The 23,870-nt window shown below is 45.9% G+C and carries 26 protein-coding genes, 2 tRNA genes and 1 rRNA gene; 4 read left to right on the plus strand and 25 right to left on the minus strand.

Annotated elements, in window-relative coordinates:
* Positions 1 to 55: 55 nt before the first annotated feature.
* From U2H13_RS16775 to terL, 6 genes are all read right to left on the minus strand, one after another.
* The gene (locus U2H13_RS16775) at positions 56 to 964 is read right to left on the minus strand and encodes a major capsid protein (RefSeq protein ID WP_069449008.1); all 909 of its coding nucleotides are present in this window, start codon (positions 962 to 964) and stop codon (positions 56 to 58) included.
* A 32-nt stretch (positions 965 to 996) separates the two neighbouring features.
* Positions 997 to 1,557, minus strand: coding sequence for a ribonucleoside-triphosphate reductase (locus U2H13_RS16780; protein ID WP_069449009.1), 561 nt, complete (start codon positions 1,555 to 1,557; stop codon positions 997 to 999).
* A gap of 90 nt (positions 1,558 to 1,647) precedes the next feature.
* Complete coding sequence (locus U2H13_RS16785) at positions 1,648 to 2,472, minus strand: phage minor capsid protein (protein ID WP_069449010.1); 825 nt, start codon at positions 2,470 to 2,472, stop codon at positions 1,648 to 1,650.
* The gene (locus U2H13_RS16790) at positions 2,472 to 4,112 is read right to left on the minus strand and encodes a phage portal protein (RefSeq protein WP_069449011.1); all 1,641 of its coding nucleotides are present in this window, start codon (positions 4,110 to 4,112) and stop codon (positions 2,472 to 2,474) included. Before U2H13_RS16790 ends, U2H13_RS16785 begins: the two co-directional genes overlap by 1 nt.
* 5 nt (positions 4,113 to 4,117) lie before the next feature.
* The gene (locus U2H13_RS16795) at positions 4,118 to 4,549 is read right to left on the minus strand and encodes a phBC6A51 family helix-turn-helix protein (RefSeq protein WP_069449012.1); all 432 of its coding nucleotides are present in this window, start codon (positions 4,547 to 4,549) and stop codon (positions 4,118 to 4,120) included.
* Positions 4,550 to 4,565: 16 nt separating this feature from the next.
* A complete protein-coding gene (terL, locus tag U2H13_RS16800) occupies positions 4,566 to 6,320 on the minus strand; it encodes a phage terminase large subunit (protein ID WP_033575279.1) in 1,755 nt (584 codons plus the stop codon).
* A gap of 82 nt (positions 6,321 to 6,402) precedes the next feature.
* Here terL and U2H13_RS16805 point away from each other — a divergent pair, with 82 nt between their 5' ends.
* Complete coding sequence (locus U2H13_RS16805; protein ID WP_232673925.1) at positions 6,403 to 6,951, plus strand: site-specific integrase; 549 nt, start codon at positions 6,403 to 6,405, stop codon at positions 6,949 to 6,951.
* Between the two features lie 197 nt (positions 6,952 to 7,148).
* Here U2H13_RS16805 and U2H13_RS16810 read toward each other — a convergent pair whose 3' ends face one another.
* Complete coding sequence (locus U2H13_RS16810) at positions 7,149 to 7,400, minus strand: hypothetical protein (RefSeq protein WP_232673924.1); 252 nt, start codon at positions 7,398 to 7,400, stop codon at positions 7,149 to 7,151.
* A 56-nt stretch (positions 7,401 to 7,456) separates the two neighbouring features.
* Positions 7,457 to 7,528: transfer RNA gene (locus U2H13_RS16815), tRNA-Trp, on the minus strand.
* Positions 7,529 to 8,025: 497 nt separating this feature from the next.
* Between U2H13_RS16815 and rrf the strand changes: the two genes are divergently transcribed.
* A 5S ribosomal RNA gene (gene rrf, locus U2H13_RS16820) occupies positions 8,026 to 8,141 on the plus strand.
* Between the two features lie 147 nt (positions 8,142 to 8,288).
* On the opposite strand, the gene U2H13_RS16825 is transcribed toward rrf, so the two are convergent.
* The 11 genes from U2H13_RS16825 to U2H13_RS16875 all read right to left on the minus strand — a co-directional run bounded on the left by U2H13_RS16825 (position 8,289) and on the right by U2H13_RS16875 (position 16,463).
* Entirely contained in the window at positions 8,289 to 8,558 is a 270-nt protein-coding gene (locus U2H13_RS16825; RefSeq protein WP_257262491.1) for a hypothetical protein, read from the minus strand.
* Positions 8,559 to 9,981: 1,423 nt separating this feature from the next.
* Positions 9,982 to 10,866, minus strand: a complete 885-nt coding sequence (locus U2H13_RS16830) for a replication/maintenance protein RepL (protein WP_069449017.1) — start codon at positions 10,864 to 10,866, stop codon at positions 9,982 to 9,984.
* A gap of 65 nt (positions 10,867 to 10,931) precedes the next feature.
* Positions 10,932 to 11,222 carry a hypothetical protein gene (locus U2H13_RS16835; RefSeq protein ID WP_069449018.1) on the minus strand — a complete coding sequence of 97 codons (291 nt, stop codon included), beginning with the start codon at positions 11,220 to 11,222 and terminating at the stop codon, positions 10,932 to 10,934.
* 1 nt (position 11,223) lies between these two features.
* A complete protein-coding gene (locus tag U2H13_RS16840) occupies positions 11,224 to 12,036 on the minus strand; it encodes a hypothetical protein (protein WP_069449019.1) in 813 nt (270 codons plus the stop codon).
* Positions 12,037 to 12,099: 63 nt separating this feature from the next.
* Positions 12,100 to 12,471: a sigma factor-like helix-turn-helix DNA-binding protein gene (locus U2H13_RS16845; protein WP_069449020.1), complete on the minus strand. Its 372-nt coding sequence runs from the start codon at positions 12,469 to 12,471 to the stop codon at positions 12,100 to 12,102.
* Between the two features lie 102 nt (positions 12,472 to 12,573).
* On the minus strand, positions 12,574 to 12,804 hold the full coding sequence (locus U2H13_RS16850) for a helix-turn-helix transcriptional regulator (protein ID WP_076984065.1): 231 nt from the start codon (positions 12,802 to 12,804) through the stop codon (positions 12,574 to 12,576).
* Positions 12,805 to 13,252: 448 nt separating this feature from the next.
* Entirely contained in the window at positions 13,253 to 13,453 is a 201-nt protein-coding gene (locus U2H13_RS16855) for a hypothetical protein (RefSeq protein WP_069449021.1), read from the minus strand.
* Positions 13,446 to 13,787, minus strand: a complete 342-nt coding sequence (locus U2H13_RS16860; RefSeq protein WP_069449022.1) for a hypothetical protein — start codon at positions 13,785 to 13,787, stop codon at positions 13,446 to 13,448. Before U2H13_RS16860 ends, U2H13_RS16855 begins: the two co-directional genes overlap by 8 nt.
* On the minus strand, positions 13,784 to 14,110 hold the full coding sequence (locus U2H13_RS16865; RefSeq protein ID WP_069449023.1) for a hypothetical protein: 327 nt from the start codon (positions 14,108 to 14,110) through the stop codon (positions 13,784 to 13,786). The genes U2H13_RS16860 and U2H13_RS16865 overlap by 4 nt, the downstream gene beginning before the upstream one ends.
* Positions 14,111 to 14,147: 37 nt before the next feature.
* The gene (locus U2H13_RS16870) at positions 14,148 to 14,690 is read right to left on the minus strand and encodes a hypothetical protein (RefSeq protein WP_069449024.1); all 543 of its coding nucleotides are present in this window, start codon (positions 14,688 to 14,690) and stop codon (positions 14,148 to 14,150) included.
* Positions 14,691 to 15,287: 597 nt separating this feature from the next.
* On the minus strand, positions 15,288 to 16,463 hold the full coding sequence (locus tag U2H13_RS16875; RefSeq protein ID WP_014470967.1) for an AimR family lysis-lysogeny pheromone receptor: 1,176 nt from the start codon (positions 16,461 to 16,463) through the stop codon (positions 15,288 to 15,290).
* 119 nt (positions 16,464 to 16,582) lie between these two features.
* Between U2H13_RS16875 and U2H13_RS16880 the strand changes: the two genes are divergently transcribed.
* Positions 16,583 to 16,798: a helix-turn-helix transcriptional regulator gene (locus tag U2H13_RS16880; protein ID WP_014470968.1), complete on the plus strand. Its 216-nt coding sequence runs from the start codon at positions 16,583 to 16,585 to the stop codon at positions 16,796 to 16,798.
* Between the two features lie 315 nt (positions 16,799 to 17,113).
* Here U2H13_RS16880 and U2H13_RS16885 read toward each other — a convergent pair whose 3' ends face one another.
* Positions 17,114 to 17,452 carry a hypothetical protein gene (locus tag U2H13_RS16885; RefSeq protein ID WP_069449026.1) on the minus strand — a complete coding sequence of 113 codons (339 nt, stop codon included), beginning with the start codon at positions 17,450 to 17,452 and terminating at the stop codon, positions 17,114 to 17,116.
* Positions 17,453 to 18,047: 595 nt separating this feature from the next.
* Between U2H13_RS16885 and U2H13_RS16890 the strand changes: the two genes are divergently transcribed.
* Positions 18,048 to 18,275 carry a helix-turn-helix transcriptional regulator gene (locus U2H13_RS16890; RefSeq protein WP_069449027.1) on the plus strand — a complete coding sequence of 76 codons (228 nt, stop codon included), beginning with the start codon at positions 18,048 to 18,050 and terminating at the stop codon, positions 18,273 to 18,275.
* Between the two features lie 272 nt (positions 18,276 to 18,547).
* Here U2H13_RS16890 and U2H13_RS16895 read toward each other — a convergent pair whose 3' ends face one another.
* From U2H13_RS16895 to U2H13_RS16915, 5 genes are all read right to left on the minus strand, one after another.
* Entirely contained in the window at positions 18,548 to 19,273 is a 726-nt protein-coding gene (locus U2H13_RS16895) for a helix-turn-helix domain-containing protein (RefSeq protein WP_069449028.1), read from the minus strand.
* 156 nt (positions 19,274 to 19,429) lie between these two features.
* Positions 19,430 to 20,419, minus strand: a complete 990-nt coding sequence (locus U2H13_RS16900) for a tyrosine-type recombinase/integrase (RefSeq protein WP_069449029.1) — start codon at positions 20,417 to 20,419, stop codon at positions 19,430 to 19,432.
* Between the two features lie 200 nt (positions 20,420 to 20,619).
* A tRNA-Arg gene (locus U2H13_RS16905) sits at positions 20,620 to 20,695 on the minus strand.
* 207 nt (positions 20,696 to 20,902) lie between these two features.
* A complete protein-coding gene (locus U2H13_RS16910; protein WP_014418948.1) occupies positions 20,903 to 22,372 on the minus strand; it encodes a glycoside hydrolase family 32 protein in 1,470 nt (489 codons plus the stop codon).
* Between the two features lie 14 nt (positions 22,373 to 22,386).
* Positions 22,387 to 23,619, minus strand: coding sequence for an MFS transporter (locus U2H13_RS16915; RefSeq protein ID WP_007613980.1), 1,233 nt, complete (start codon positions 23,617 to 23,619; stop codon positions 22,387 to 22,389).
* Between the last annotated feature and the right edge of the window lie 251 nt (positions 23,620 to 23,870).

The following is a 23,870-nucleotide window of genomic DNA, read 5'->3' on the forward strand; positions in this document are numbered from 1 at the left end:
TATCTTCCTCCTTAAAAGAATAGGGCGGACTATACCGCCCCGTTAGTCACTGCGATTAGATTTTACGCTGTACACCTTTAAGACGAGCAGCAGATGAAGAGTTCTGAACAACTAATCCGGCGTAAAACTCGATACGTGTACGGTAAGCTGGTTTTTGTTGCAGCTCGCCTAGATCGTATACTTGAACGCCACCGTTAGTAATGCCCGCAACGCCGTCAGCTTCGTCAACACGGAGCGCGTAGATAGAACCAGTGTCCGTAGAAGTTCCTTGCGTTTCATTAAAACCGAGAATTTCAGCGTTGTTTGTATCTTTGCCGATAGTACGGATAGGAACGCCGCCATACATTAATACAGGGCGACCAAACGCGTCGTAGCCTTCGGTTTCAAAATATCCGTTTTCGGCTTGGATAAGTGCTTTTAAATTTCTTCGCATTTCCTTAGACATCAACAAAACATTAGGGCCGCCATCGACCGCGTCTAGCAACTCATCAAGCATTGAAAGCGTTAAAGTATTACCGTTCTCGCCGGCGTCCACAACCGATGTGGTAAGTTTTTTCAGTCCGTCAAATCCGTTAGGGTTAGCTCCTACATCTCCGTCAATGAAGTTCTTTTCGAAAAAACGCGCAAATGCTTTTACTTTAAGAGATGTTTGTACCATTCGTTGGTCATTGATATTGCTTCTTGTTTGAGCAATAAATTTATCAACATCTACGTCTCCACCAAGAATCGCTAAACGAGCGACTTGGTTGTTCACTGTTCCTGAGCTTTCTTTGTAAGCTTCATTTACTCCACGGAAATCGATACCGGGCAGCGCACCTTCACGGTTATAAGAGAACGCATTACCTTCCATTTCAATAAACGGTAAGACCTCCAATGCTGCTGAGTTCTGCGCGTACTCTGTAATAACACCCTTCTTCAGTGCGTCTTGGGTTAGTTTTGCTGATTCCACTAATGAGATTGCCATTTAAATAAACACTCCTTTGGTTTTCATGTAGGTTACTGGTTTTTCGCGTATCCTCTTCTGATCATCTCGCGCGGCGATAAGTTTGATAGATGCTCACTTGTATCTGGTTGCGGGTTACTTGGTTTTCCTAGCGGCGTCTTAGCTTTAGAGGCAAATAGCCCTTTTTCTTCAGCTTTTACAACCCAATCTAGCCGCTGCTCGATAGGTCCGTCGCTAGGGATAAGATCACGAAACTCTTCCGGGATGCCTGTAATTTTGGAATCAAATATCTTGGTAAGTGTTCCTTCCAGGACGTCCCTTCGCGCCTCGACTTCGGCATATTTTTCTAAAGTCGAGCTGTCCGCCTTTGTCTTGTCTTCTAGCGCAGTTACTTGGGCTTTTAAATCCTCGTAATCTGCATACTTCTTCTTCTCCCGATCAACTCGTTCTGCTACAATTCTGTTAAGCTCTTCCTGAGTGAACGTCTTTTCCACCAGTGGTGCTTCCTCTGAGCTTGTGTCCGCTTTAGGTTCAGCGAGATCGCTCGACGCCTCTTCGGATGAATCCGAGAAAAACTGAAGATTCTTCATTTGAAGAAAATCTAATTTGCTCATACAGTCCCTCCACCGCTTAAAGCCCGTCGGCTATTGAGTGATGCAGCCGTTTCTTTTAACGTCATAACGTTCGGACAAAATAAAAAAGCGCTACACGGCGCTTGATGGGTTTCTTATTGTAGAAATTACGTGCTTACAACGCGGGTGAAATATCTCCCCGGTCGCTTTGAGTTCGTCATATGTCGGATAATTGCCGGGAGCATCGTCAGTCAGCTTAATGATTTGTCCCTCGTGGAGACGGCATAGATCCTTCGCTCCGTGCGACGAAATTTGCGCATAATATGCGCCACGACTTACCGCCTCATTCGTATGAGCTTCCCGGTAGGTTTCCATCATCTTTGTACGGACGACCATGTCCGCATACACTTCCGGCTTCCATCGATTTCCCCTCGCGTCGATAATGCCGGTATTCACCGAAGCCCGAAGAGACTTGCGCACCAGATCCGTTATGCTCCGCCGTCCGTTCGTCCCTTTGGTCATATTAAGCCGCATCGAATCCGAAACGGCTTTCCTCACGGCGGCCCGCGTCTTCCTATCGACGTTTTGCGTAATTGCTAATAAATCCGACTGCGTATCCGCTACAGCAGCCGCAACCATGTACTCGTTTACCTCGTTAAAAGCAACGACCTTTTCCGCGTCCGCCACCGTCTTTGCTACGTCCAGAGCGACCAGTGCCCGCGCAATACCATCGGTGGCCGCCTTCGGAACATTCTTTTTGATCCATGCGGAAGATTTTTCGTCTAAATCGCTGAGGATCTCGCTAATAGATTTCAAGGTCGCCAACGCGTTAGCCCTTCGAAAATTATCGAGGTCAATTCGTTCAAGCTCCGCCAAAATGTCTCGTACTGCTTCCTGATAATATCCGGCAAGCCGATTCGTCTGATAATCGTATTGAGGCTCAGGAGAACGAGGCATTAACTATCGTCCTCCTCTGCGATTTCCTCTTTATCCTCGTCCGAAGGGGTCTTTTCTGGTTCTTCCTTGTTGAAAATCGATCCGTCAACAAAGCCGCTCGTCGTTTTTTCGTCTTCCTCAATGCGGCGAATAATTTCGTCAGCTTTTTCGTCGTCCACATCGTCCTGCTGCTTAATGGCTCCGCGAACGTCAATCGTAGGCTTGCCGCCTGTACGGATTTGCATAATTTCAGCGAGCTCTTTTTCATTCTTCGGAAGGCCGTCGCTCCAAATAGCCTTTGGATAGACTGCCTCTTCCACGTTTAAATCGCCTATTTTTTTATCCAACAACATACACGTCCACAATGCATCTCTTATTGCCTTATCATAGTGCGTCCGAACACGCTTTACCTTCGAAAGAATCGGCATGAAGCGAGCTTTGATCGCCGCGCCGTCTGTGTGAGACGTGCCTGTGCCGCCTGAATTATCTCCGGAAATCGTCGTGCCGAATAACCACTGCGGTGTCTCGGCCATTTGAAAGACGTTACTGAAGAGGACGTCAAGCTCTTTGAACGCTGCGTCAAGCTGCGCCTGCCAAACCATATAGCCCGGAGTCGGATCGTCTTTATTTACCGGAATGTACTTGCCGCCAAACTGAACCGAATCTCCGGGCCCTTCTAAATCCGGGCCGTACGCGGTCGGGTCGCTGTGTTTCCATAGGATGTAATCGATCTGCACCAGACGGTCATTAATTGCCGAGAGAACAGTTTCGAGCTTCTCTATAACACCGATACCGAAAAGCGAATCATCGACACTTTTATAAGGTGCGTGAAAAACAGGAATGTGCGTCAAGCCTGTTTCTTCGTAGACTGTTCCACCCTCGTTCGGAATCAGCTCACCTATACGGAACACTTGGATAGGCGTACCTGTAGAATTGTCATACCCATTTTCGTAGAGACGGAATTTAGAGTATAAAATATATCCCGGGATATGCCTTTCAACAAGCAAGTATGGGATCTCTGTAGTCTCGGTTTCTACCCACTGGACTTGTGCTATATTTAGTGCTTTTAATGATTTTACGTTGCTATCAGATACTTCAGGGAAAACACAACTAGCATTAACGTGTTCAATGATTGGTTCCATCTCTACACCTTCCGGCGCGTCCCCATCGATTAAGCCAAGCTTCTTAACTTCCGAAAAGTCTTGCCTATAGCCATATCGAACTTTGAACCAAGCGTCGCCTCTATATCCGCTAGAAATAGCACTCTCATGAATTAATTGATTAATGTCGTTTTCTTCAACGTATTTGTTGAGCGCTCTTTGTTCTTTACTTGTATCCGGTTTGCCCGTCTCAAAACGAACAGGTTCCCCTACCAGCAAGTCGGCAGGTTTTGTGACGAGAATATCTGCTAAATTAATTGCAATATAGAGCTTCTCAAGTTGGTCTGCTTGTGGAGATGTTTTAAGAATTTGTGTTGCCCTTTCGTAGACATCCCTTTGTCGCCCTTCAAAGAACTTCTTTGCTCGTTTGTATTTCGCTAGCCTTTCAATTGAATCAGCAGGCGGAAACTGCGCACCTTCACGGATAATTCCATACGTTTTGATATGGAGACCTTCGTCGGGGGCATGGTCACGATGTTTAAACCATCCTAAAACACCCATTTACGCTATTCCTCCTCTCCGATAATGTCAGGCAGTTCTTCGATTTCCTTCTCGATATCTTCGTTGCTTCGGGCGCCTCCGTCTGCTTCAGCGGTCGTTATCTGACGATCGGTCAGCAAGCCGTGGCGACGCATGAACAAGTCGATAGCTTTAACTGAAGGCTGCGGTCCTTTTATCAGCTTTAGGAGCTGCCCGTATACTTCGGACCGGTGCCCGGAAAGCATGTCGTCCGCTAATAGGTTCATGTATTCGATGAATATCGGGTTTTGAAACCGCCATCGATAGAGCGTCATACGACTTACACCGATTTCTTCGGCCAACGCGTCCTGACTTCGTTTGTTCCCGTCTTCGGGCGTGACTTCATTACTCGCAACGACTTGCGCTGCCTTGCGTTGCTGAAGCGTTAGTTTTGCTTCGAGCTCTTTCATCCGCGACATTTTATCGCCTCCTTTCTTATAGCCATCCCGGCTTCTTCACTAGCCTTGTTTTCGGCCTGAATACGGATTCGAGCGCCTGCTGAAGCGCGTCGAGTGAATCAACGTAATCGCCGAAAGGATACTGCGCCATCTGATCGAGAAGCATCGTGTGCCTATCGTTCAGAATCAACGTTTTGTTATGCAGCATCGGCTCCATCGACTGAATACGCTCGTCTTTCGAAGATTTATGCGATTTCACATCGTTCACGCGGCACGTATAAAGACCTTCCTGCCGGACCCGCTCCTGAAGCTGACGATAGTATTCGTGTTGCGCGTTTATTGTTTCGACGTTGAAGGAACGATGTCGGTATTGTTTGATCTTCCGAATAATGACGTCAATGTATACGTGCGCCGGTTCCTTCGACGCGTATTCATCGAGTACGAAAATGTATCCGGTCGGCTCGTGTTTGCCGAGCGTAATAACCGAGTTATAGCAAGACCGCGCATTCTTACCCTGCGCGATATCCCACGCGCCAACAATTAGAAGATCACTGACCGGTATTTTCAATTCGTTGTACACGACGTATGCTGTTCCGTTCTCGTGATAATAGTGGTAATAAGCGTAGTTATCCGGGAAGAAGAACTGCTCGTCTTCGCTGAAAGCCAAGTTTCGGAATTCCGAATTGTATGCGCGCGTTCCCATGTTTACTTTCTCGTGCATGAGCTCGCGATAGGTCCAGCGCCAAGGCCACGCCAGTTCGACGCCGTCCTCCAACGCCTCTTTATGCGCTTCGTAGAATTCGTCAGCCTCTTCGATCGTTTCCGCTCTCGCATAGACCTCGCAGTATTTGTCCCATAATTCCGGGTGTGTTGGCTCGCTTATGATCGCTCCGTGAAAGCTCGCCTTGAAATCCTTACGCTTCAGAACGTGGTTAAGAAGCCCGGTCGCCGAAACCATTGTCCCGACTAACACGATCGCAGTCGCCTTGGACCCGATCGGAACAACGACCGAGTTAAACCAATGAACGAGCTTTTCCCGCGCTTCCTTGGTTCCTTCGTTGTTTGTCGATGACGGGTCGTCAATTATTACGAGATCCGGCCGGACAGCTCCGTGACGCTTACCGCGAAGCTGCTTACCGGAGGATGACGACTCGATAAGGATATTCGTCGTTGTAATGAACGCCTCTTCGTTATCCTTTTCGTTGCGGCTTGCCGACTCGTGCATCATAGGCCCGAAGTCTTCCCGCAGCTTGGCATTAAATTTCATTTGCTTGTTAACCCATCCGATGAGCTTTTTCGATAGCGAATCCGTCTCTGATATCACGAGAATGTATTTGCGCTTTCTATAAGCCGCCTGATGTAACGGCAAAGCGTTCGAAAACATTCCGGATTTTGAGTGGCCCCGGGCTGCCGCGATTGCAAGACGCGCATTCCTTTTTTCTTCGTTGACGTAATCGCAAAGCTCAAAAAACTCTTCGTGTATCTTCGCGATATCTTCAATGCCGTCGTGGGGCGTCCCGTCATCCGAGTTCCTTACGACATTATCCTCGTTTTCCGGATTTAGGCCGTCGCTCAAATACTCGTAGGTGAAATATGCGATATCCACCTCGGCACGATGAACGCGCTTCAGTTTAATTAATTCGGCCTTGTTCTTCCGGAACATATCGATATGGTAATCGGTGGCTTTTTTCGCTTTAATGAGGGCCGCTAATCGACGCACACTCTCGATCAATAAGTCGATACGTTCTTGCCGCTCTTCACGATCCAACCATTTTCCGTTAATGTACGCCAAATTACCGCCCCCCTTTCGCTTGACTTTCGTTATTATTTTCGTTAATATGAATTTAACATATTGAGAACGGAGTGAAATTCGAATGAACGAAGTCCAACCGATTAGAGAAAAACGCCAAATAAACGCAATAAAAAAAGCCCTTCGCGGGCGTGATCTGCTTTTATTTACGATCGGCATTAATTCCGGCCTACGCATTTCCGATATACTTGCGCTTAAAGTCGGTGATGTGCGCGGAAAGGACTTCGTTGCGATTACGGAAGGGAAAACGAAGAAGTCAAAACGTTTCTTCTTCAATTCCGCAATCAAGAAAGCCGTTGCCGACCTGATTCCGACCGAAGCAAACGATGACGACTGGCTTTTCCCTTCTCGGAAAGGTTCGAAAGCCATTACCCGTGTTCGTGCCTACGGCATCCTTAACGAAGCTGTTGAACGCGCCGGCCTCTCGGAGAAGCTCGGCACAATCGGCTGTCACTCATTGCGTAAGACTTTCGGCTACCACGCGTACAAGAACGGCACAGATCTTACGCTACTTCAATCGATTTTCAATCATTCGAAGCAGTCGGTCACGTTGCGGTATATCGGAATCAATCAGGACCGGATCGACGAAGTATACGCGAATGTTAATCTATAAGACGACGGGCGCCCCAACGTTTGAGCCGTAGCCAACGTAGGTGTGCTCGTCTTTTTTCGTATACGCCGGCTGCAGCCCCGACTTCTTCCTGCCGCTTCCGTATTTCGGCTCCATACCGCAGCAGACACATCGACTTGCAATCGCATACTTCGAAATGGCGCGAACAATTGGATGGGGCGCAGTGGGATTCCGTTTGCTTATTCGTCATAGCTTCGTCCACCACCGTGTCTCGCCTGCTCCTCGCGCAATTCAGCCAGCGCCTGCGTCGCCGCCTTTGCTTCGCGCTGAAGCGCTTTGAGGCCGGTTATAGCTTCTGATACCTCTACGGCTACTTTTACGCTAACGTCGCCTGTTGCGTAAATATTTCCGGTTTGAGATTCTAGGCTGAATTTTGTAGTACCCACCTTCGCCATTTCTGAATTTACTGTTGATTCGCGTTTATCCGCCATTCACATCGTCTCCTTTTCGTTTCTTAAAGCGCGCTCCAACATGAAACCCGCTTTTACAGGGGCGGCAGGGATCGAACCTGCCCACGCGGTTTTGGAGACCGCATCGCCACCGAGGAACATGCGCCCCTATTTGCCACACCGACCGGGGTCCGCATTGTTAAGAGGCGTGTCGGTGGGTGCGCTAGCGTCACCGGAAGGCTCGGAAGCACATTCCGACTGATCAGTAAAACGCAAGCACAAAAAGACCTCCGCCGTAGGGTGCGGAAGCCTCGTTCTGATTGCGTACAAAACAAGAAAAATTTACTAGAAAAATAGAATATTTTGTAGTATTATGTTTATGTAAGGAAAATAACAAGTTGACACACATTTCGACCTAGCGTTGCTGAGGGGGCGAGGTCTGCTTGCTCAGAGTTCGTTACATACGTTCTTTGAGCCGGCGGACTTCTAACCGGGCTCGCAATCCGGATAGAGACGCCGGGGGAGGAGGTTCGAAAGTAGTGTCGTCATCTAAACTTGTTACTATGATTCCGACATGTCCGGATTGCGGAACGTACAGTAAGAACGGAAAACCCGTTACTCCTGATACGTGCTCATTCTGCCAAGATATGAACGCATAAGGACATATGCTGGTGGCGATAGCGAAGAGGTCACACCCGTTCCCATGCCGAACACGGAAGTTAAGCTCTTCAGCGCCGATGGTAGTCGGGGGTTTCCCCCTGTGAGAGTAGGACGCCGCCAGTGTATTTTTTGTTTTAGGTCTTCTGAAATAAATTCACTTTTTCGTTTGACAAATATATATACAAATAGTATAATTATTTTAACAAGTTTAGATAACGGCATTACGAAAAGAGCTTATTCAGATTGCGACTGGTAAGCTCTTTTTTACGTTTATTCAACGCCTACCCCTTCGTAAGTCTTTTCGAAAATGTCCGGCTTGCACAGGTAAAGTTCGCCCTTAATGCCGCGAATAATGTAATCGCCAACTTGCGCGGTCATATCTCCCTCTAAAGTCTGAATCGTTAAAGTCGGATATTCACTCTGGTAACTGTATACGATCGTCCTTCCGCCGGCCAAGTTCGAAATATCAGTGATTGAATGCGCCGTATCCTCGAATTTTACCGCTTCTATTTCAATCGGCTTTTTACGATATTTTGCCACCCTTTAGCTCTCCCTTCGAAATCACACGAAATTAGCATATCTAACGCTTACCCTACCGAATACCCTCCGTCTGGATTAAAACGGCTGGGGCGTACTTATTTCGTGGTAGAATCGTTATGTTAAGACGCCATAATAACAAGCCTCGTAATATTCGTCCCAACACCGCTCGCACATATGACGATCGTTAATATCATCGTAGTCTACTTCGCCATCTTTTTCGCAAACGTCGCATTTATGGGGCAACGTCTACCCCTTCGTTTATCATTTCGTAATCGATTCGAGGATTTCGAAGCTCGTCGTTCTACTTACCATGTCGTATATGGAGGGTCTTCCGCAATTTACAGTGATCTTTATCGCGCCGTCTCCTTCGAGCATCTCCGCAAACCTTCCCGTTAATAGCGCCTTCTGGTCGTCTGTCAGCCGTTGAACCTGAATGAACAACGCGATCACCTCCGTTTAGTTGACGCCCCGAGTTCGAAAAATTGTGCGCAAGTTCCGGACAGCAGTTGCGCCGGTATTTTTGGGGGCGGTTGGGGGCCCGGCGTTTCCGCGATTCTTCGTTTGGGTCATCGTATATTAAATACATATTTATGAATAACGAATTTAACAGAAGTAAATTGAGTTACATTCGAATCAATAGACAAACGTTGATATGATAACGTTCGTCATCGTTTACTCATCGCAATTAATCGTATGTTCTTTATGCATTCGAGAACCCGCGCCACGCCTGCACCCTGCCGTATGCCATGTGCCGTATGCTATGTATAGGATCGTGCATATTGCGTTGGTCATTCGGTTTGACCCCGTGAGTTTCGGAAGGGCTCATCCTCCGGCAGTGGCTCGTTGCTGTCCGCCTCATCACGCATCGCAACCGGACGCCTCTCCGCCGCCTTCCTTCCTATATAACTATACGTATGCCTATACGGTGTTACATATAGCGTATGTGTGCCGGCTATTTCCCGCCTGCCTATCGCTAGGTTATACGGTATGTTACGTCCTTCTATTACGTATAGACAGCTAAAGCCATATAATGTGCATGCTCCTTCTCATAACGTAAGACAGCATATCGGGATTTTGTGTGCATATCATTCTCATAAAACATAGATAACTGAGGGACTGGAATGTGCATAAAAAGAATAGCGCCCACTACGTCGCTTACGCTCCTTCATGGACGCGGATATTAATTATTTAGTACCTTAATCGCGATAGAAGTAATATTAAATGAATATCCCCGCCGGAGAGAGTGAAACGAACGGCAGGCGGGAGGTGTTTATTCCCTTTAAGACAGGGTTTAATATAGATAAGAGGAGATTTACACTTAAAAACATGACAAACCCATACGCATCAACGCCTCAACCCACTTTCATACCACGTCATATTTGATACGCAACTTGCCGACTACACGCCATATTTGATACGCAACTCACTCCGGACGGTCTAATTCACGGAAATGGCCTCGGACCGTGTTCGTGTATTCGGTCTCTTTTTCCGCCCGAAACATAACGTCAGGGTTTACAACGATCGCTGAATTTCTCGCCCGCATCTTCATTACGAGGTTTGCCCGCATAAGCGCGCTCATATGCCGTTTGACGGTCGGTAAGCTTTCGCAAATCACTTCCGATAGTCTCTCCTGCGTCATGTGCTCAATCGTTTCGCCTTTAGACGTTGGATTCTCGCATAAGTAGTATTCGGTTTGGTGAAAATACGGCAGCATCTTGTATAAGAGGCCGCATTCTGGAAGCGTCAGATCACGAATACGACGCTTTGTCTCCTGCTGATACAGTTTCGTATAGGTTGCGCCGGCAATCGTCTTCCCGATGCTGTGAAAGCTCTCTGAAACGTAATACTGCGTCCCAGCGCCGTGCCCTTTACGGATAATCGCGCCCGTTTTTGTCAATGCGGCCAGCGTGCGGCTTGTTTGGCGCTTCTTCTTTCCGATTATCTCCGCAATCATATCGAGGTTCATCGGTTCACCCTTATGGAAGAGTAAGCCACGTTTCTGAAACTTTAGGTACGGAAGCAACTTTATAAGCGCACCGAGCTCCGAAAGAGATAGCGCTGCGGTGAGGGCCTTTACAGGCTCATCGTAACAATTAACATAATACTTCGAAGAACGGTCCTCATTTTGGCGTTTAATATAGCTATACCGACGGCGACTTTCGATCTGTTCGGTTGTTATAAACCGGCCGGTTCTTCCGTGCTTATCCATGTAGAATGGCCCGTTGATACGGTGCAGCTCCGCGTCAGGCGCTTCCGTCTTAATCTCTGCGAATTTACGCTGCCAGTCCTTCAATTCCGGTTTCGTCAAGTAATTTCCTCCTGTAGTTTAGTTTGTTGTCGCAAATTGCGACGAGCAAGCCGGCAGGCCCGCGTTTATTCAAGGGACCCGCCGTTCAACTCTTCAATTGTAACAATATTCTGTAAAGATTGGATAATAATCGGTTTTACATCGTAGTCGGCGCCGAGGTGCTCTGACATGATAGCGCAGGCAAGCATAGATTTCGCAAGCTGTTTATTGGGTGCCGTAACCGTTTCTTCTCGTTCGCCCGACACCGTCCCATATCCGGTAAATTCGGGCATCGGAAACGCGTGGATATCATAAGGATCTGAAAGCTTAAATAACGGCTTTATCATCGGTTTATAGACGATTTTGTAAGTTTTCATATTACGCTTCCCCCTTAATTGCATTCATTAGTTCATTTAACGGCATGTCTCTTTCGTAATAATCAGCAAGCTTCCCATCCAAGCGATCGTGTGATGCTACGCTTATACCAGCGAGGTATAACGCCAGTGCCTCGATCTCCTGAACGTCGAACAGCAGCTCGATATGGCTCCCTTCACTTTTGACGAACAGGTTTTTAATTGCTTCAAGAACCGCTACTAGGTAGTTATCGAAATCAACCGGAGTATCCCAGTCGCTCAATTCGTATACAATATCGACAATTTCCTCTAACGTCTTGACTCCGGATAAGAACTCATCTATATCGGCCGCAATGCCCTCGTGCCACACAACAAGTCCGGATAGTACAACCCCCTCGACTTCCCTTAACTCTGCCGCTATGCTTACGCAGTTTTCTTCGGACTTCGCGTTCAGCTTACGGACAGACTCAAAGAATTCGCGTAAAAGCAACTTCCTCTCGCTGACTTTATTTTGCTCGCGGTCGGTCAGCTCGATCGCTTCTTCCACGTCCGGGACGTTTTCCCAATCGCCATTAACTGCGGCTTCCAGTGCGTTAATCATAACTTCGAAGCTAACATTATCGCATTCTGTTTCGTACAAAAGATCGTAAATAATCTCGGGAGCTCCATCTGCTCCAAACAGCGCATCGTCCAACAAAAATGTGCGGCCTTCTGCAAGATCAATAGTAGCGTTACGTCCGAACACCTTTTCAAAATCATGCTCTTTTTTGTAGTCATTGCGACGACCGTCCAAGATAACTGTAATAAGATTGCGCTCAATTTCCGTAAATTTTTTCATTATAAATTCCCCCATTTATTTTTTATTGTTAATCTTTTGTACATCATCCTGATTTGTAGGATGTTAACTTGCGCAGTATCCCTCGCCGCGAGCCGCCCAATATGCATATACACTCGCTATTTTTCCGACGGCCGCCGTTATGTGCTTAGAAACGACACTTCTGTCAATGCCGAGATATTCAGCGGCCATCTGTTGCGTAAGATCGTCGAAATAGATAAGCTCTAATGCCCTACGCTGAAGCGCTGTAAGGCCTGCCGCATCTATAGCATCCTTTAAATCCAGAAGTATGTCTGACGCGGCTGTATCGCCTACAAATCGCCGAGAATCAATGGCGTTATAGTCACGCAATAGATTGCGTACGCCTTCCGCATCATTTAATTGATATGTCGCCTCATATCGGCGATGGTAGTCCGGCCTGTTGGTCGCTGATCCCATTGCGTTCCCTCCATTTTTGTGGTAGTTTTCAATTGGGTATTTCTGCGTTCTTATCTTATTTCGATATAATGATCACCACCTTAAAGCCACGAAGAACTCTGTTTAATTTACAAGTTCTCGCAAACTGTCATATTTTTCTTTGTATTCGAGAAGACTCTCTGTAATCTCTATCCGTTCAATAATTCGGTGTTGCGTACGCCTTGATACCGAGCGTTCCTTCCTTTCAATTGCACTGACTGTCTTTTTGCTAATCCCTAATAACTCCGCAAACTGTTCTTGTGTCATGTTCTTGTGTCGTCGAAGTAGTTCAAATAATTCGCTAGTGATTTCCATAAGCAGGCTCCCTTCTGCGCTTAATTAGCTGTTTCTGGCCGAAAGTCTACATCCAGTGTAAATTGGCCCCTCTACTTTATAACGGGCAGGCGGCCTTCATTTGTGCGACAACCTAATTTTTTACAATTTTCTTCTGAGCCTTGCCACGATTGAGGTTTAGGGACAAAAAAATTTTTAAAACCAACCGATAATATGCACTATTTTTGAAAATCGCGCATTTATTTTCGAAAATCCAAAGATGTTTTCCAGATCAACTAGAGCACCCGGCAGCCTCCTCAAGAGATAATACCCGTGACTCTTTTTTAGACTGCACAATTCAACGTGAATTTGTTCCCTCGCTATTAACTGCGTATCAACTTTCAGCTTGGCACAACTTTTTATCGGATTTTCTTCCGTCATTTATAACTGCGAAAGCACTTCGGAAATTGGACAAAAAATAAACCGGCGTTTAACCGGCTTTTACTGCGGAGCCTTCGTCAATCAACTTTTCCGGAACATCGTGAACGGTTCCCGACTGTCCCTCGATCCTATAACTCTTTTTTACGGGATGCTGTTCGAGTATCGTACCCATCATTATTTCTGATGAGAACCACGTCAGGCCGCCCACCTTAACGCCCCAATAACGCACAGTTTCGCCTACTCTATACATGGCTTTCTCCTCCCGTGAAAAACATCCGCATGAACTGCGCGACACTCATATCTGCTATTTCGCGGCCGTCGAGCTTCTTTAGGGCCGCCGTAGCCTTAGCGAACTCAAATGAGAACGATTCCGGGTGAGCATCGTCGTATAAGTGGTATCCGTCATTCTTACGCGTTAGGCCGCCCGTGTCGTAAAACGCAAACCTGCCGCCGCCCCACGCATCAAAGTCGCACAATGCTATCGTATCCGCTGAGATTAAATAGGCGTCGTGGGTTTCTTCATATGGAAAATCCGCCGATCCGTGTCGGACCAAATGCACCTTCTGCGCTTGGAACTCGCTCATGCCGGTTGCGCCTCCTTTCTGTACTTACCGGCCAAGAACAACATAAGCTCGACTGCGGACATGGCTGCGATCTCCTCTAAGCTCGGAACAGATCCGCTTTCCGGCACCGTATACGCTACGTCTTCGTGAACTTCAGAGAACCACCCGATTTCCGGTCCGTTTAAGCCTTCATACAGTGAGTAGAGGCAGACTAGTTGCTCGTTTTCCTCAGCATTTGTCATGGTGATTACGTGACCATTCCCGATATTAACTGCGTCAATCTCTTCTTCAAAACGCTTTCCGTCCTCGACCAACCAAAGATGATTTACTTTTACTTTCTCCATTTCGTTTCCCCCTCGAATTTTAGTTCCGTCCGCAATCTTAGATATAAGGTACAAGAGCACGCTCTAAATCAGTCCGTTCTTTTCTGAATGCTGATCTATCTTCGTGCAGTCGCTTATTATCTGCGCAAAGGTCCGCTAAACGGCTGTTTAACGCCGCAGCCTCTTCGGTACCTGCGTCAATTAATTCGAAGCGCACTTTAGCGATTTCGTAACTATTTTCATGGAAAGCGAGTTCAGATTCGCACCATTTACGGTGGGTTTCGTCTCTTCTCGCAATCAAAGTCTCTTTAGTCGACTCCATAAGCGATTGTCGTACCTCTTCCGATAAGTTGTGCGGTGACTGTAGCGCGTAATCAAGGGGGAAAACGTCCAAGATGGTGCCATTCTCAGCGATAACAAGGCGCACTCTTTCTTTGTAATTATCGTAAACGGCTTGGCTGCCGCTTGTAGAGTCGAGCGCCCAAACGAACGCGGCGCCTTGTGCGTATTTAATTAAGGCGTTCGGTGCCTGCGCATTTGTAAGACTGAGACGAGCTACCGCGTTTTTTACTGCTGATCGAGAAACGTTATATTTATTCATTATCGAACCCTCCGAAGTTGTTGTTTTGAGCGTCGGAATCTGTTTTCCAAACCGCCCATACCATGCAGCCTAAGATAAACACTACGATTACTGCGGATATTGGAAATATCCATGTGAAATCGACTGGCATATCATTGACCTCCATTCAATTTCCCGAAGGTGTTCGCATACTGTTCGCCTTGTAAAATCCGGTGACAACGGATAAAATACAAAATAAGTAACAAAACCTTCGGGTTCTTTTGGTTGCTTAAAAAGCTGTTATGTGCAAGTAACAGCGATTGACAAATACGATTACTCCGCCAAGAGTGTAAATGTCGTGTTTGTTGTATCTTCTAACTGAGATTTACGGGTCGCCCGCGCCAACGGGTCGGCCTTTTTGTTATGCGTTCGCCAAAACGCGTTTGCCTTTAAGAAAAATATACCACTACTCCACAAAAGAATTTGAATTTTAAGCCATTTCATATTTTTTAAATTTCCCTGAATTTTAGGATTAGCCCGCCGACAAGCGCCAGCGGGCAAAAGCATTAGGCTCCGGGATTAAGCTCAGCTACTTTAAACTCGTCTTTTGCACTGTTTGTTACAGGTTGTTCTTTTTGGCTAAGATACCCGGCTGATACCAACACGATCCCAGTGATTAAAACAGCTAATAACTTCTTTTTCAAAACTAATCTCCACCTTATCAATTAATTTTATCGACTTTAAAGCCTCAACTTGCTCACCGTCGACACCAAATCGAGCAAGATCATCGGCAATTAAATAAGCAAATAAAAAATTCTTTTTACTGAAGAAATAGCTTATACCTTCATAGATCGATGACAGACTATTTTTTGATATAAAACCAAAGTATTTTATGAAATCAGCCTCATCTCGTAATGTCATATTCATTAAGAAGCGCTTCATCTCAGGAATAGACATCCCTTCTCGAACATCGAAATACAATTTAGCTAGTTCAAAGTTTGTTTTAGTTTCAGCGATAAGATCAGTTCTTTCGATTTTGCTCATCGCCTGATAACTGCGTTCAAGATACCTCAAACATAAAGATTTATTGCTCAGTAAGTAAGACATCCCAAGCCCGTAATACCCATCCGATAGCGCTTTGTAGCTTATATTGGAGTGAATTAAAATTTCCGCGTAACGTCGCGCTGCTTCAAAATTAGAGAAGTGAAGATGTACCGGCATCATAACCTCAGATAATCTGTAAGTATAGCATTGCTTAAAAAAAGATCTTCTGCCATTTCCTAGTTTTTGAATTTCTTTCTCGATCTTCTTAGCTCTCGTTAATATCCCAAGGAAGTCCTTTTTGTAGTAAAGCATGTAGCAGTTATAGATATTCACTATGATCGACAAGCTTTTGTCCTTCGACGTTCGGACACTTTTAAGCTCATTATATAGATCGAGAAACGGAATCTTTCCCCTCATAAAACTGTAGATTAATCCATACACACTGCGATACAAATCTAGGTATTCATCGTTTTTCGTTTTACACAACAACTCTCCGAGAAGATCCACGTCCCTCTTAACCGCCGCATACTCGAAAGCATGTTTAAGTGATTCGGTCGTGAAGAGCACCTGACACCATTTCCTCATGACATCGTGATACTCAGATCCTTTGCAAACTTGCGCTATCTTAAGCATTGAAATGAATCCGATGGTATCAGACTCTTTCAAATCAGACAGAGTAGTTCCTGATATCCCAACCATTTCTGCTACTTTTGTCGGTTTTAGATCGCTATCTTCAATCAAATTGAAAATTTCGTCCGATAAACTTTTCAAACCCTTCCCCTTCTTCCTCCAAATTATTGTGCATCCAGAAACGAATAGAAAAACAGACGGCAATAGTTTATAATTTCCTTCGTAAAGCCCGATAAAAGCTTTGCGGAGGTGTTTAATCGGTGAAGTACAGACCGGGACGGTGTCTACTTCGCGACTTGTTAGTCGAATGTGGCTTTACACAAACGATGCTTGCGGACAAAAGTGGTTACGATAAGAGTCATATCTCTAAGTACGTACAGGGTAAACAAGAAATGACTCTCGGAACTGCTCGAACGTTTGCGCAGATCTTAAACTGCACCATAGATGATCTGTACGAATGGATTCCGCAAGAATAGACAGTCGCTGGCGGGATTAAGCATCACCCGTCAACCGAGAAGTGGCTTATGTAAGCCACCTGAATTTTCACCCGTACAAGTGTTCTCTTGTTGTTCACTATATTACCTGACTATTGAGAATTTTTCCGTCGAAATATGTCGAAAGTCACAAAGTTTTTAGAGGTAATTGTTGACAAACGAGTCTAAACTACTTGAAAAGCCTGCCGATGGCTTTTCCGGCCGCCCTCCGGACAATTCTTTGACCGATTTTCCCGCGTTTGACTGCGTTGACATCACCGAGAATTCGCGCAATTAGGTAAAGTGTACTACGGATATTCATGAAACCACTGCCTTTTTCTTCGCTTTCCTTTCGGCAACCGTGAGCATGAATTCAAGAACCGACATACTCGCGAGCTTTTGGATCGGGACATCGGAGAGCCAACCATCATCGTATATATCGTGTAAGACGTGGTCATTGTCTCCGATCTCCCACGCACCGGGATCGCCAGCCATTTCATAAAGCATGATACCGCAACCATCTTCGTAGCCAATCGCTAAATTACCGCCTAAGTGAACGAGCTGTTTGTCCTTCCGCAAGTCTTTTCCTTCTCCTGCGAAATTATATATAACGTACTCAGCCGGAATAAGGCTGTTTTTATTGATAACGTTTGTCATAACGGATCATCCTTTCGTTTAGTGACGTCCGACGACTTCGCTGCCGCCGAACGCCGTTTTGTTATTCATCGGGACAGCAATTTCCACACGATCAACCCGCAATATACGACCGCTGTGCCAATTCCGATGAAGTCTAAAACAGAAAGTGCTGTAAAATTCATGCTTGCGATCCAGAAGCAAAGGGCAACAATTAGAAACAATTCGATTGTATTAATCTTTTTCATATGTGGTATAATTGATTGAACAGCCGGGGCTTTCGCCCCGTCTTGGTTACTTGCGACGTTTCTTCTTGGAGGGAGAGCGTCGCTTTTTGCTTTTCGTCTCTTTCCGCATCTTGCGAAGCTCTAGCGTGAGTTTCAGTATCGTTAGCCAAGATGCGGCGATAACGGAAAGCTTTGTGATTAGTTCAATCAATCTTCCGTCCTCCTTTCTGTTTTTGAAGGACTGTTGTTCCGTCCTTCTAATACTATAATACACTTTTGTGTAGTTTAAGTCAACACATTTATGTATTTTTCCTACACTTTTTTGTATTATTCCTATGCATATATGTTATAATAAGTGCATAAACATAGCAAGCATTTTCGGAGGTATTAGAATGACGAAGAAATCATTAACCTTAAAACCAAACTATAAACCGCTAGAGATGACTTTATTAAAGAGAGACATAACAAAGAAACAACTAAAGGATGATCTACGCATCTCGCCGACAATCATGGCGAAGTTCTCAGCCGGCGAATTTGTTTCATTGACTACAATCGCTTATATTTGCGAATACTTAGATTGTCCTATTGAAGAGGTCGTCCAGTTCGAACGCCAAGACTGACCTGCCCTCCACACAACGCCTTTCTACGCTGATATAATTGACGTAGGGAGGTGTTTTTAATGGCAAACTTAAAATGTGCGGCTTGTGGATTCGAAGAAGGTGAGCAAAGATTTACCCCCATTCAGATAGGTAATTCTTCAGTTTCCCTTAAGGAAAGCCAAGGATTAAACTCAGCATCATTCAAACTTACTCCGGTTACATTGGTTGTGTGTCCGGAGTGCGAAACAGTCCGCACTCGATGAATTACTGACGCTGAACAATCAGCGTCTTTTTTATGCTTCCAAGTCATCGAATCGATCTGAAAGCAAACGGTCAAGCATCCGGTCTAGTACGCCGTTATAATAGCCGGCCAAGTTGCGGATAGGCTTCCGTTTAGTCGCTATAAACGTTTGACGAACGGCTTCCAGTCCGATTTCTTGAAGCGCACCGGCAGCATACACGCCTTTTAAATACGACGTATGCGCAAGGTATATGCCGTACAACTTGCTCGTTAATTTCCGATCGCTGATAAACGTATTGACCGCAGACTTAAACGCAGCATACGTATTACGTAGTAACTTTAATTTGCTTTGAGAAATAACAGCTTCGTTCCCCCGTTTCGGCGCTTCCGGCTTTGTCTCCGTTGGCTTTTCGGCTTCTTGGCGGGGTAACACGGACGGGGTAACATCGGCCGCCGGCAGGATAACGTACATATTTGCGCCGTTGCCGCCGGATACTGGCCGGTATTTAATTTCTTTGCGGATAATGCCGAGATCGACTAAACGTTTAATGGCCCGAATCACAGTAACGCGGTGCCGGCCGATTAATTCCGCGATAGATGCGAGCTTCAGGTACGCCACGCCCGGCGTTTTGACGGCATGACGAGACAACACCTTTAGAACCTCGATTGCGGCAGGCGTTAGATCGGATTTATTGCGGTATATGTGCGTACGGATGGCGCCGTTAAGCTCATCCACTGAACGGAATGACGCCATTTTAGAGGCTTCTTTCGTATACATTCGGCTCTCTCCTCGATAAGAGACGCCGGTCCGTCGGAAAAACGGGCGCACTTAAATAAGCGTTGACACGTACGCTTTTTTCCGATAAGATAGACGTAGGTTAGGGCGTCTTATCTATCGGATTTATTTCCGCTGGATGGCGTTCTTTTTTTGTTTTTATATCTTTAACGTGTCGTTTCGACTTGCTTTTCTGTATTGCTCGATTACGATATCGTCTACATAATCGAGATATATTTCTGTAGAAGCGAGGTCAGCGTGCCCCATTATTTTTTGTAGGGAACGTATGTCACCGCCGTTCCGTAGATAGTTAATCGCAAAGGAATGTCGTAAGCTGTGAAGGCTCGGTCGGCATTCTTTTTTTAAATCCGCCATTTCCCCGTACTTCGCAGCCCTCTTCCGCAAATGATCTTTCGCAATCTTATCTCCGTACTGATTAACGAAAACATGCGTAAAAGTACCGAAATAATCCGTCATTTCCGTTAGTAATTGCCGCAACTCTTCCGCGACTTGTTCAGTCATCGGTACCATTCTGTTTTTACGGTTCTTGTTGACGGCGCCCGGAAGCACAATAACGAGGTTGTCAAAGTCGATATCTTCCGGCTTGAGTCCTTCAAGCTCATTCGAGCGAAGCCCGCACTTCAGCGCAATAAGGAACGCTACATAATCGCGAAAGCCCGGAAATGTATCTTTATCGATCATTTTAAAGAAACGCCGTACTTGACTATCCGTGAGCATTTTTATCGTCTTTTCATCGACGCGAAGCTTTGTTACTCTTTTCGCTGGATTCTCGTTTAGAAGGCCGCGCTTAGTCATTCGGCTAAGGATCGATTTAATACCGCCTAAACGAATGTTTATCGTTACAGGCGAAAGAGCTCGTATGTTTAGCATCGTTGTAATATAAGAACGCAGATGATCTTCCGTGATGTCCGTCACGTTATCAGACGGCATGATTCCGACTACCTCCGTGAATTCGGCCCAATACTTCCGATAATCATTGATCGTTCTATCGCGATAGTTCTCCGTTACATATAATTCGCAAACGATTTCCAACGCTTCATGAACGGTCTTCACCGCTTTGAAGCTCTTCATTATTCCGTCAGTCTCGCGCCGATTCCGGACGCCTTGCCTCCGTTTTAAAACCGCCATAACAAAAAAACCTCCCGGATTTATTTATCCGCGAGGTTACGTTTGCTGAATCGGACTATTTCGTTTTAGGAGAAGCGAGCCGACCGATTAAAGCCGGGCCCGTTCTTTACCGGTTCGCGCCCTTCCGGACACTTTTCGTACACTTAACGCTTAACGGACCGTCGGAAAACGTTGATATGACGGGGTTATAACGTATTGGACGCGCTCGGAGGGATTCGAACCCCCGACAGACGTGGTACCGGAAACCACCGCTCTATCCAACTGAGCTACGAGCGCACGTTTTTTCAATCAGATACCTTTATATTATAATAAAGAAACGCACAGAAAGCAACTCTTTTTTGATAATGCAACAACAGGATTATGCAGCTTCCTCATGCAGCATAATCCTGCATCGTATAACGGCATTGATTTTCACAAAAAAACCATTTCAGGCGGACTGCCCCCGGATCGGTACATTTCCAGCCACTTCAGAAAAAGCACATTTCAGCTTTTTTTCCAAATGTCCTTTAACGTCCAATAGGTGAATTCCTCAACCTTTACGGCGCCTTTCTCAGAAAACAGCTCAATCCCCAATCTGCCTTCATTCGGATAGATACGGCTTGTCATCGTTGTTTCTCCATGATTGGCGAATACTTCAATCGAGGATCTGTCAATAAAGATACGCAGCGCCAGCTTGCCGTTTGTATCCGTCTGCACCCTTCTCACACCGTCTTTCGCTTTCCCCATCTTGGTGCAATCAAGTGTCAGCTTTTTATCCGTCAGATTGTATGTCAGCACAAGTTCTTCTTCGTCAAGGCCGCGAATCTTAAAACCTGCCGTTTCGGCATCAGAATCGTTTATATCAAACACGACTCGGACTTCAAGCAGGTCTTCGGACGTCTTTGCCAAGTAACTCCCTGAAACCGATCGTCCGGCACATTCCCGATATTCCATTTTCCGCAGCTGCTTGGTTTCTTCCACGGGATTCATCAAAAGTTTATGATCATCACGCAAAGTCAGTTCTCGCGGCAAAGTCAGTGCACCGCACCATCCGTCCGCTTTTGTCGGCATCTCAGATTCCCACATATCCATCCAGCCGATGGCAATTCTGCGTCCTTTATCATCTAATAATGTTTGCACGGCGTAAAAGTCATGGCCGTGATCCAGTTCTTTAAAAGCGCCGTGTGTAAATTTGTTTGTTTCATCATGATAGTCACCGATTAAATAACCGGTTTGATGTAAATTTTGATAGGAATCACCGTCCGCCTCGATCCCCTGGGGCGAAATCAGCAGGACATGTTTGCCGCCTAATTCAAAGAAATCAGGACATTCCCACATATAGCCGAGATTACCGTCACTTTGGGCGAGAACCCCCGCGTATTCCCAATCACGCAAATCAGGTGAACGGTATAAAACGACCCGTCCGACGTTTTCTTTTGAGGAGTTGCCGATGACCATATACCAAACATCGCGATGCTTCCATACTTTCGGATCGCGGAAATGACGGGCGCTGTCTTCCGGCGGTTCCGCAATAACGGGGTTTTCCTGAAGCTTTTCAAACACGGTTCCATCTTGGCTGACAGCGATATTTTGAGTTTGATAGAATAGGTCTTTCTCTTGATCAATTATATTATGTCCTGTATAGATGAGGGCCAATCTTCCATGATCATCGACCGCGCTTCCCGAAAAACAGCCGCTTTGGTCGAATTCATCCCCCGGAGCTAAGGCAACCGGCAGGTGCTCCCAATGAATGAGATCTTTACTTTTTACATGTCCCCAATGCATCGGCCCCCAATGCTCATCATACGGATGATGCTGAAAAAAGACGTGGTATTCTCCTTTAAACTGAATAAGTCCGTTCGGATCATTGATCCAATTCGCCCGGGGCATAATATGGTACCCCAATCGATATCTTTGTTTCACTTTACCCTCGGCTTCCTTCAAAGCTTCTTCCGCCTGCTGAATTCTATCCATTTGTAACATCCTCTCTATCCGATTTTTTGCAGACGCTGGACACGCCTGCTGTTTTGTTTCGGGCCCAATAAAGTAAATATGGAGATGACGGTAAAACCGAAGACGACGATTCCCATGATGAGATAGGTTTGACGGAACCCCGCACTGTCATATAATCCTCCCGCAAGCGGCGACAGAATCGACGCGCCTGCCTGAGATGCGAATTGAAAACCGACGAGATAAAGGACGGACGACAGACGCGTATCAAAATTGGCAGCCAAATATTTAAAAACAGCGATCAGCATAATCGGCAATTCCAGTGCGTGGATGAGTTTCATTGATGAAATGCCTACAGGCTCAACTGCAATTCCCGACCCGACGATGCGGAAAGCCATTAAAAACCCCGCTAAAATCAAACTGTTTTTCGCCCCGAACTTATTGACGATAAAAGGCGCAAGAAACATCATGCCGGCCTCCAAAAACACTTGGAATGAATTAAGATAGCCGAATACTTGGTTACCCGTCGACACTGAAGGAAACAAAGACGCATAGTAGATCGGGAACTGCTGATCATATACGCCGTAAATGCAAGTCACCCCGATAATGTACATCATAAAAAACCAGAAATCTCTTAGTAAAAAGAGCCGCCCCACATCTTTTAACCGGACCGAATCCGCTCTGTTTTTCTCATGATCGGTCATTTCAATTTTTACAGACATGATGATGGCCGTTAATATGACGGCTGAAACAGACGCGATCCAGAAGTTGATATTGGGATTAATATTGAAAAGCTGACCTGCAAAAAATGCAGCCGCCGCCCAGCCCAGCGAGCCCCACATTCTAGATTTTCCATACTCGAAATCATATTTACGGCTGACCTTTTCAATGTACGTTTCAATCGCGCCTATCCCCGCCAAAAAAGCGGCTCCCAAATATAAGCCTCCGACAACGGCGCCAAGAAAGACGTTGTATTGTAAAAGCGGCCCATAGACGAAGATATAAAACGGACCCGTGAATATGAGAAGACAGCTGATCATAAACAATATCTTTTTCTTCAGCCCCAATTTGTCAGAGATAAAACCGTAAAGAGGCTGCATGCACAGGGCAAATACGGCGTTTACAGAAAAGATAATGCCTGTCGCTGATCCGTTTAAATTGATTTCCTGCCCTAACCAAATCGCAAATAAAGAATAGCTGGAAGACCAAGTAAAAAAGAAAAAGAAGAAATAAGCACTCAGTTTCCAATACAGACTTTTTGAGCTTTTCATTTGCACCGCTCCTTTAATAGGACCTTTTAATAGCCGTTTTAGAGCCGCATACTTCCTTCTTCATTTTCATCACATACATGCGTGCTCCGAGTAAGCGCTTACTTTACATCGCTGCTTGATTCTTTCACTTTATTGCCGCCAGCCATCTCTCCATACCCGTCACTTCCCCTCACTCCATAAATAAAGCGCTTTCAAAGAGAATTGTATGTCAACCGGTTTCATATGTCAATCGGTTGACATAAAATTTTCTG

The sequence above is a fragment of the Bacillus sp. A1 genome, assembly GCF_042296235.1.
Taxonomy (GTDB): Bacteria; Bacillota; Bacilli; order Bacillales; family Bacillaceae; genus Bacillus; species Bacillus velezensis.

Excerpts from the sequence above, each read along its gene's own strand:
- U2H13_RS16835 (WP_069449018.1), bottom strand. The coding sequence starts at position 11,222 with ATGAAAACTTACAAAATCGTCTATAAACCGATGATAAAGCCGTTATTT.
- U2H13_RS16805 (WP_232673925.1), top strand. The coding sequence starts at position 6,403 with ATGAACGAAGTCCAACCGATTAGAGAAAAACGCCAAATAAACGCAATA.
- U2H13_RS16780 (WP_069449009.1), bottom strand. The coding sequence starts at position 1,557 with ATGAGCAAATTAGATTTTCTTCAAATGAAGAATCTTCAGTTTTTCTCG.
- U2H13_RS16900 (WP_069449029.1), bottom strand. The coding sequence starts at position 20,419 with ATGGCGGTTTTAAAACGGAGGCAAGGCGTCCGGAATCGGCGCGAGACT.
- U2H13_RS16890 (WP_069449027.1), top strand. The coding sequence starts at position 18,048 with ATGACGAAGAAATCATTAACCTTAAAACCAAACTATAAACCGCTAGAG.
- U2H13_RS16895 (WP_069449028.1), bottom strand. The coding sequence starts at position 19,273 with ATGTATACGAAAGAAGCCTCTAAAATGGCGTCATTCCGTTCAGTGGAT.
- U2H13_RS16785 (WP_069449010.1), bottom strand. The coding sequence starts at position 2,472 with ATGCCTCGTTCTCCTGAGCCTCAATACGATTATCAGACGAATCGGCTT.
- U2H13_RS16910 (WP_014418948.1), bottom strand. The coding sequence starts at position 22,372 with ATGGATAGAATTCAGCAGGCGGAAGAAGCTTTGAAGGAAGCCGAGGGT.
- U2H13_RS16855 (WP_069449021.1), bottom strand. The coding sequence starts at position 13,453 with ATGTATAGAGTAGGCGAAACTGTGCGTTATTGGGGCGTTAAGGTGGGC.
- U2H13_RS16810 (WP_232673924.1), bottom strand. The coding sequence starts at position 7,400 with ATGGCGGATAAACGCGAATCAACAGTAAATTCAGAAATGGCGAAGGTG.
- U2H13_RS16790 (WP_069449011.1), bottom strand. The coding sequence starts at position 4,112 with ATGGGTGTTTTAGGATGGTTTAAACATCGTGACCATGCCCCCGACGAA.
- U2H13_RS16795 (WP_069449012.1), bottom strand. The coding sequence starts at position 4,549 with ATGTCGCGGATGAAAGAGCTCGAAGCAAAACTAACGCTTCAGCAACGC.
- U2H13_RS16845 (WP_069449020.1), bottom strand. The coding sequence starts at position 12,471 with ATGGGATCAGCGACCAACAGGCCGGACTACCATCGCCGATATGAGGCG.
- U2H13_RS16860 (WP_069449022.1), bottom strand. The coding sequence starts at position 13,787 with ATGAGCGAGTTCCAAGCGCAGAAGGTGCATTTGGTCCGACACGGATCG.
- U2H13_RS16915 (WP_007613980.1), bottom strand. The coding sequence starts at position 23,619 with ATGAAAAGCTCAAAAAGTCTGTATTGGAAACTGAGTGCTTATTTCTTC.
- U2H13_RS16870 (WP_069449024.1), bottom strand. The coding sequence starts at position 14,690 with ATGAATAAATATAACGTTTCTCGATCAGCAGTAAAAAACGCGGTAGCT.
- U2H13_RS16885 (WP_069449026.1), bottom strand. The coding sequence starts at position 17,452 with ATGACAAACGTTATCAATAAAAACAGCCTTATTCCGGCTGAGTACGTT.
- U2H13_RS16865 (WP_069449023.1), bottom strand. The coding sequence starts at position 14,110 with ATGGAGAAAGTAAAAGTAAATCATCTTTGGTTGGTCGAGGACGGAAAG.
- U2H13_RS16850 (WP_076984065.1), bottom strand. The coding sequence starts at position 12,804 with ATGGAAATCACTAGCGAATTATTTGAACTACTTCGACGACACAAGAAC.
- U2H13_RS16775 (WP_069449008.1), bottom strand. The coding sequence starts at position 964 with ATGGCAATCTCATTAGTGGAATCAGCAAAACTAACCCAAGACGCACTG.
- U2H13_RS16840 (WP_069449019.1), bottom strand. The coding sequence starts at position 12,036 with ATGAAAAAATTTACGGAAATTGAGCGCAATCTTATTACAGTTATCTTG.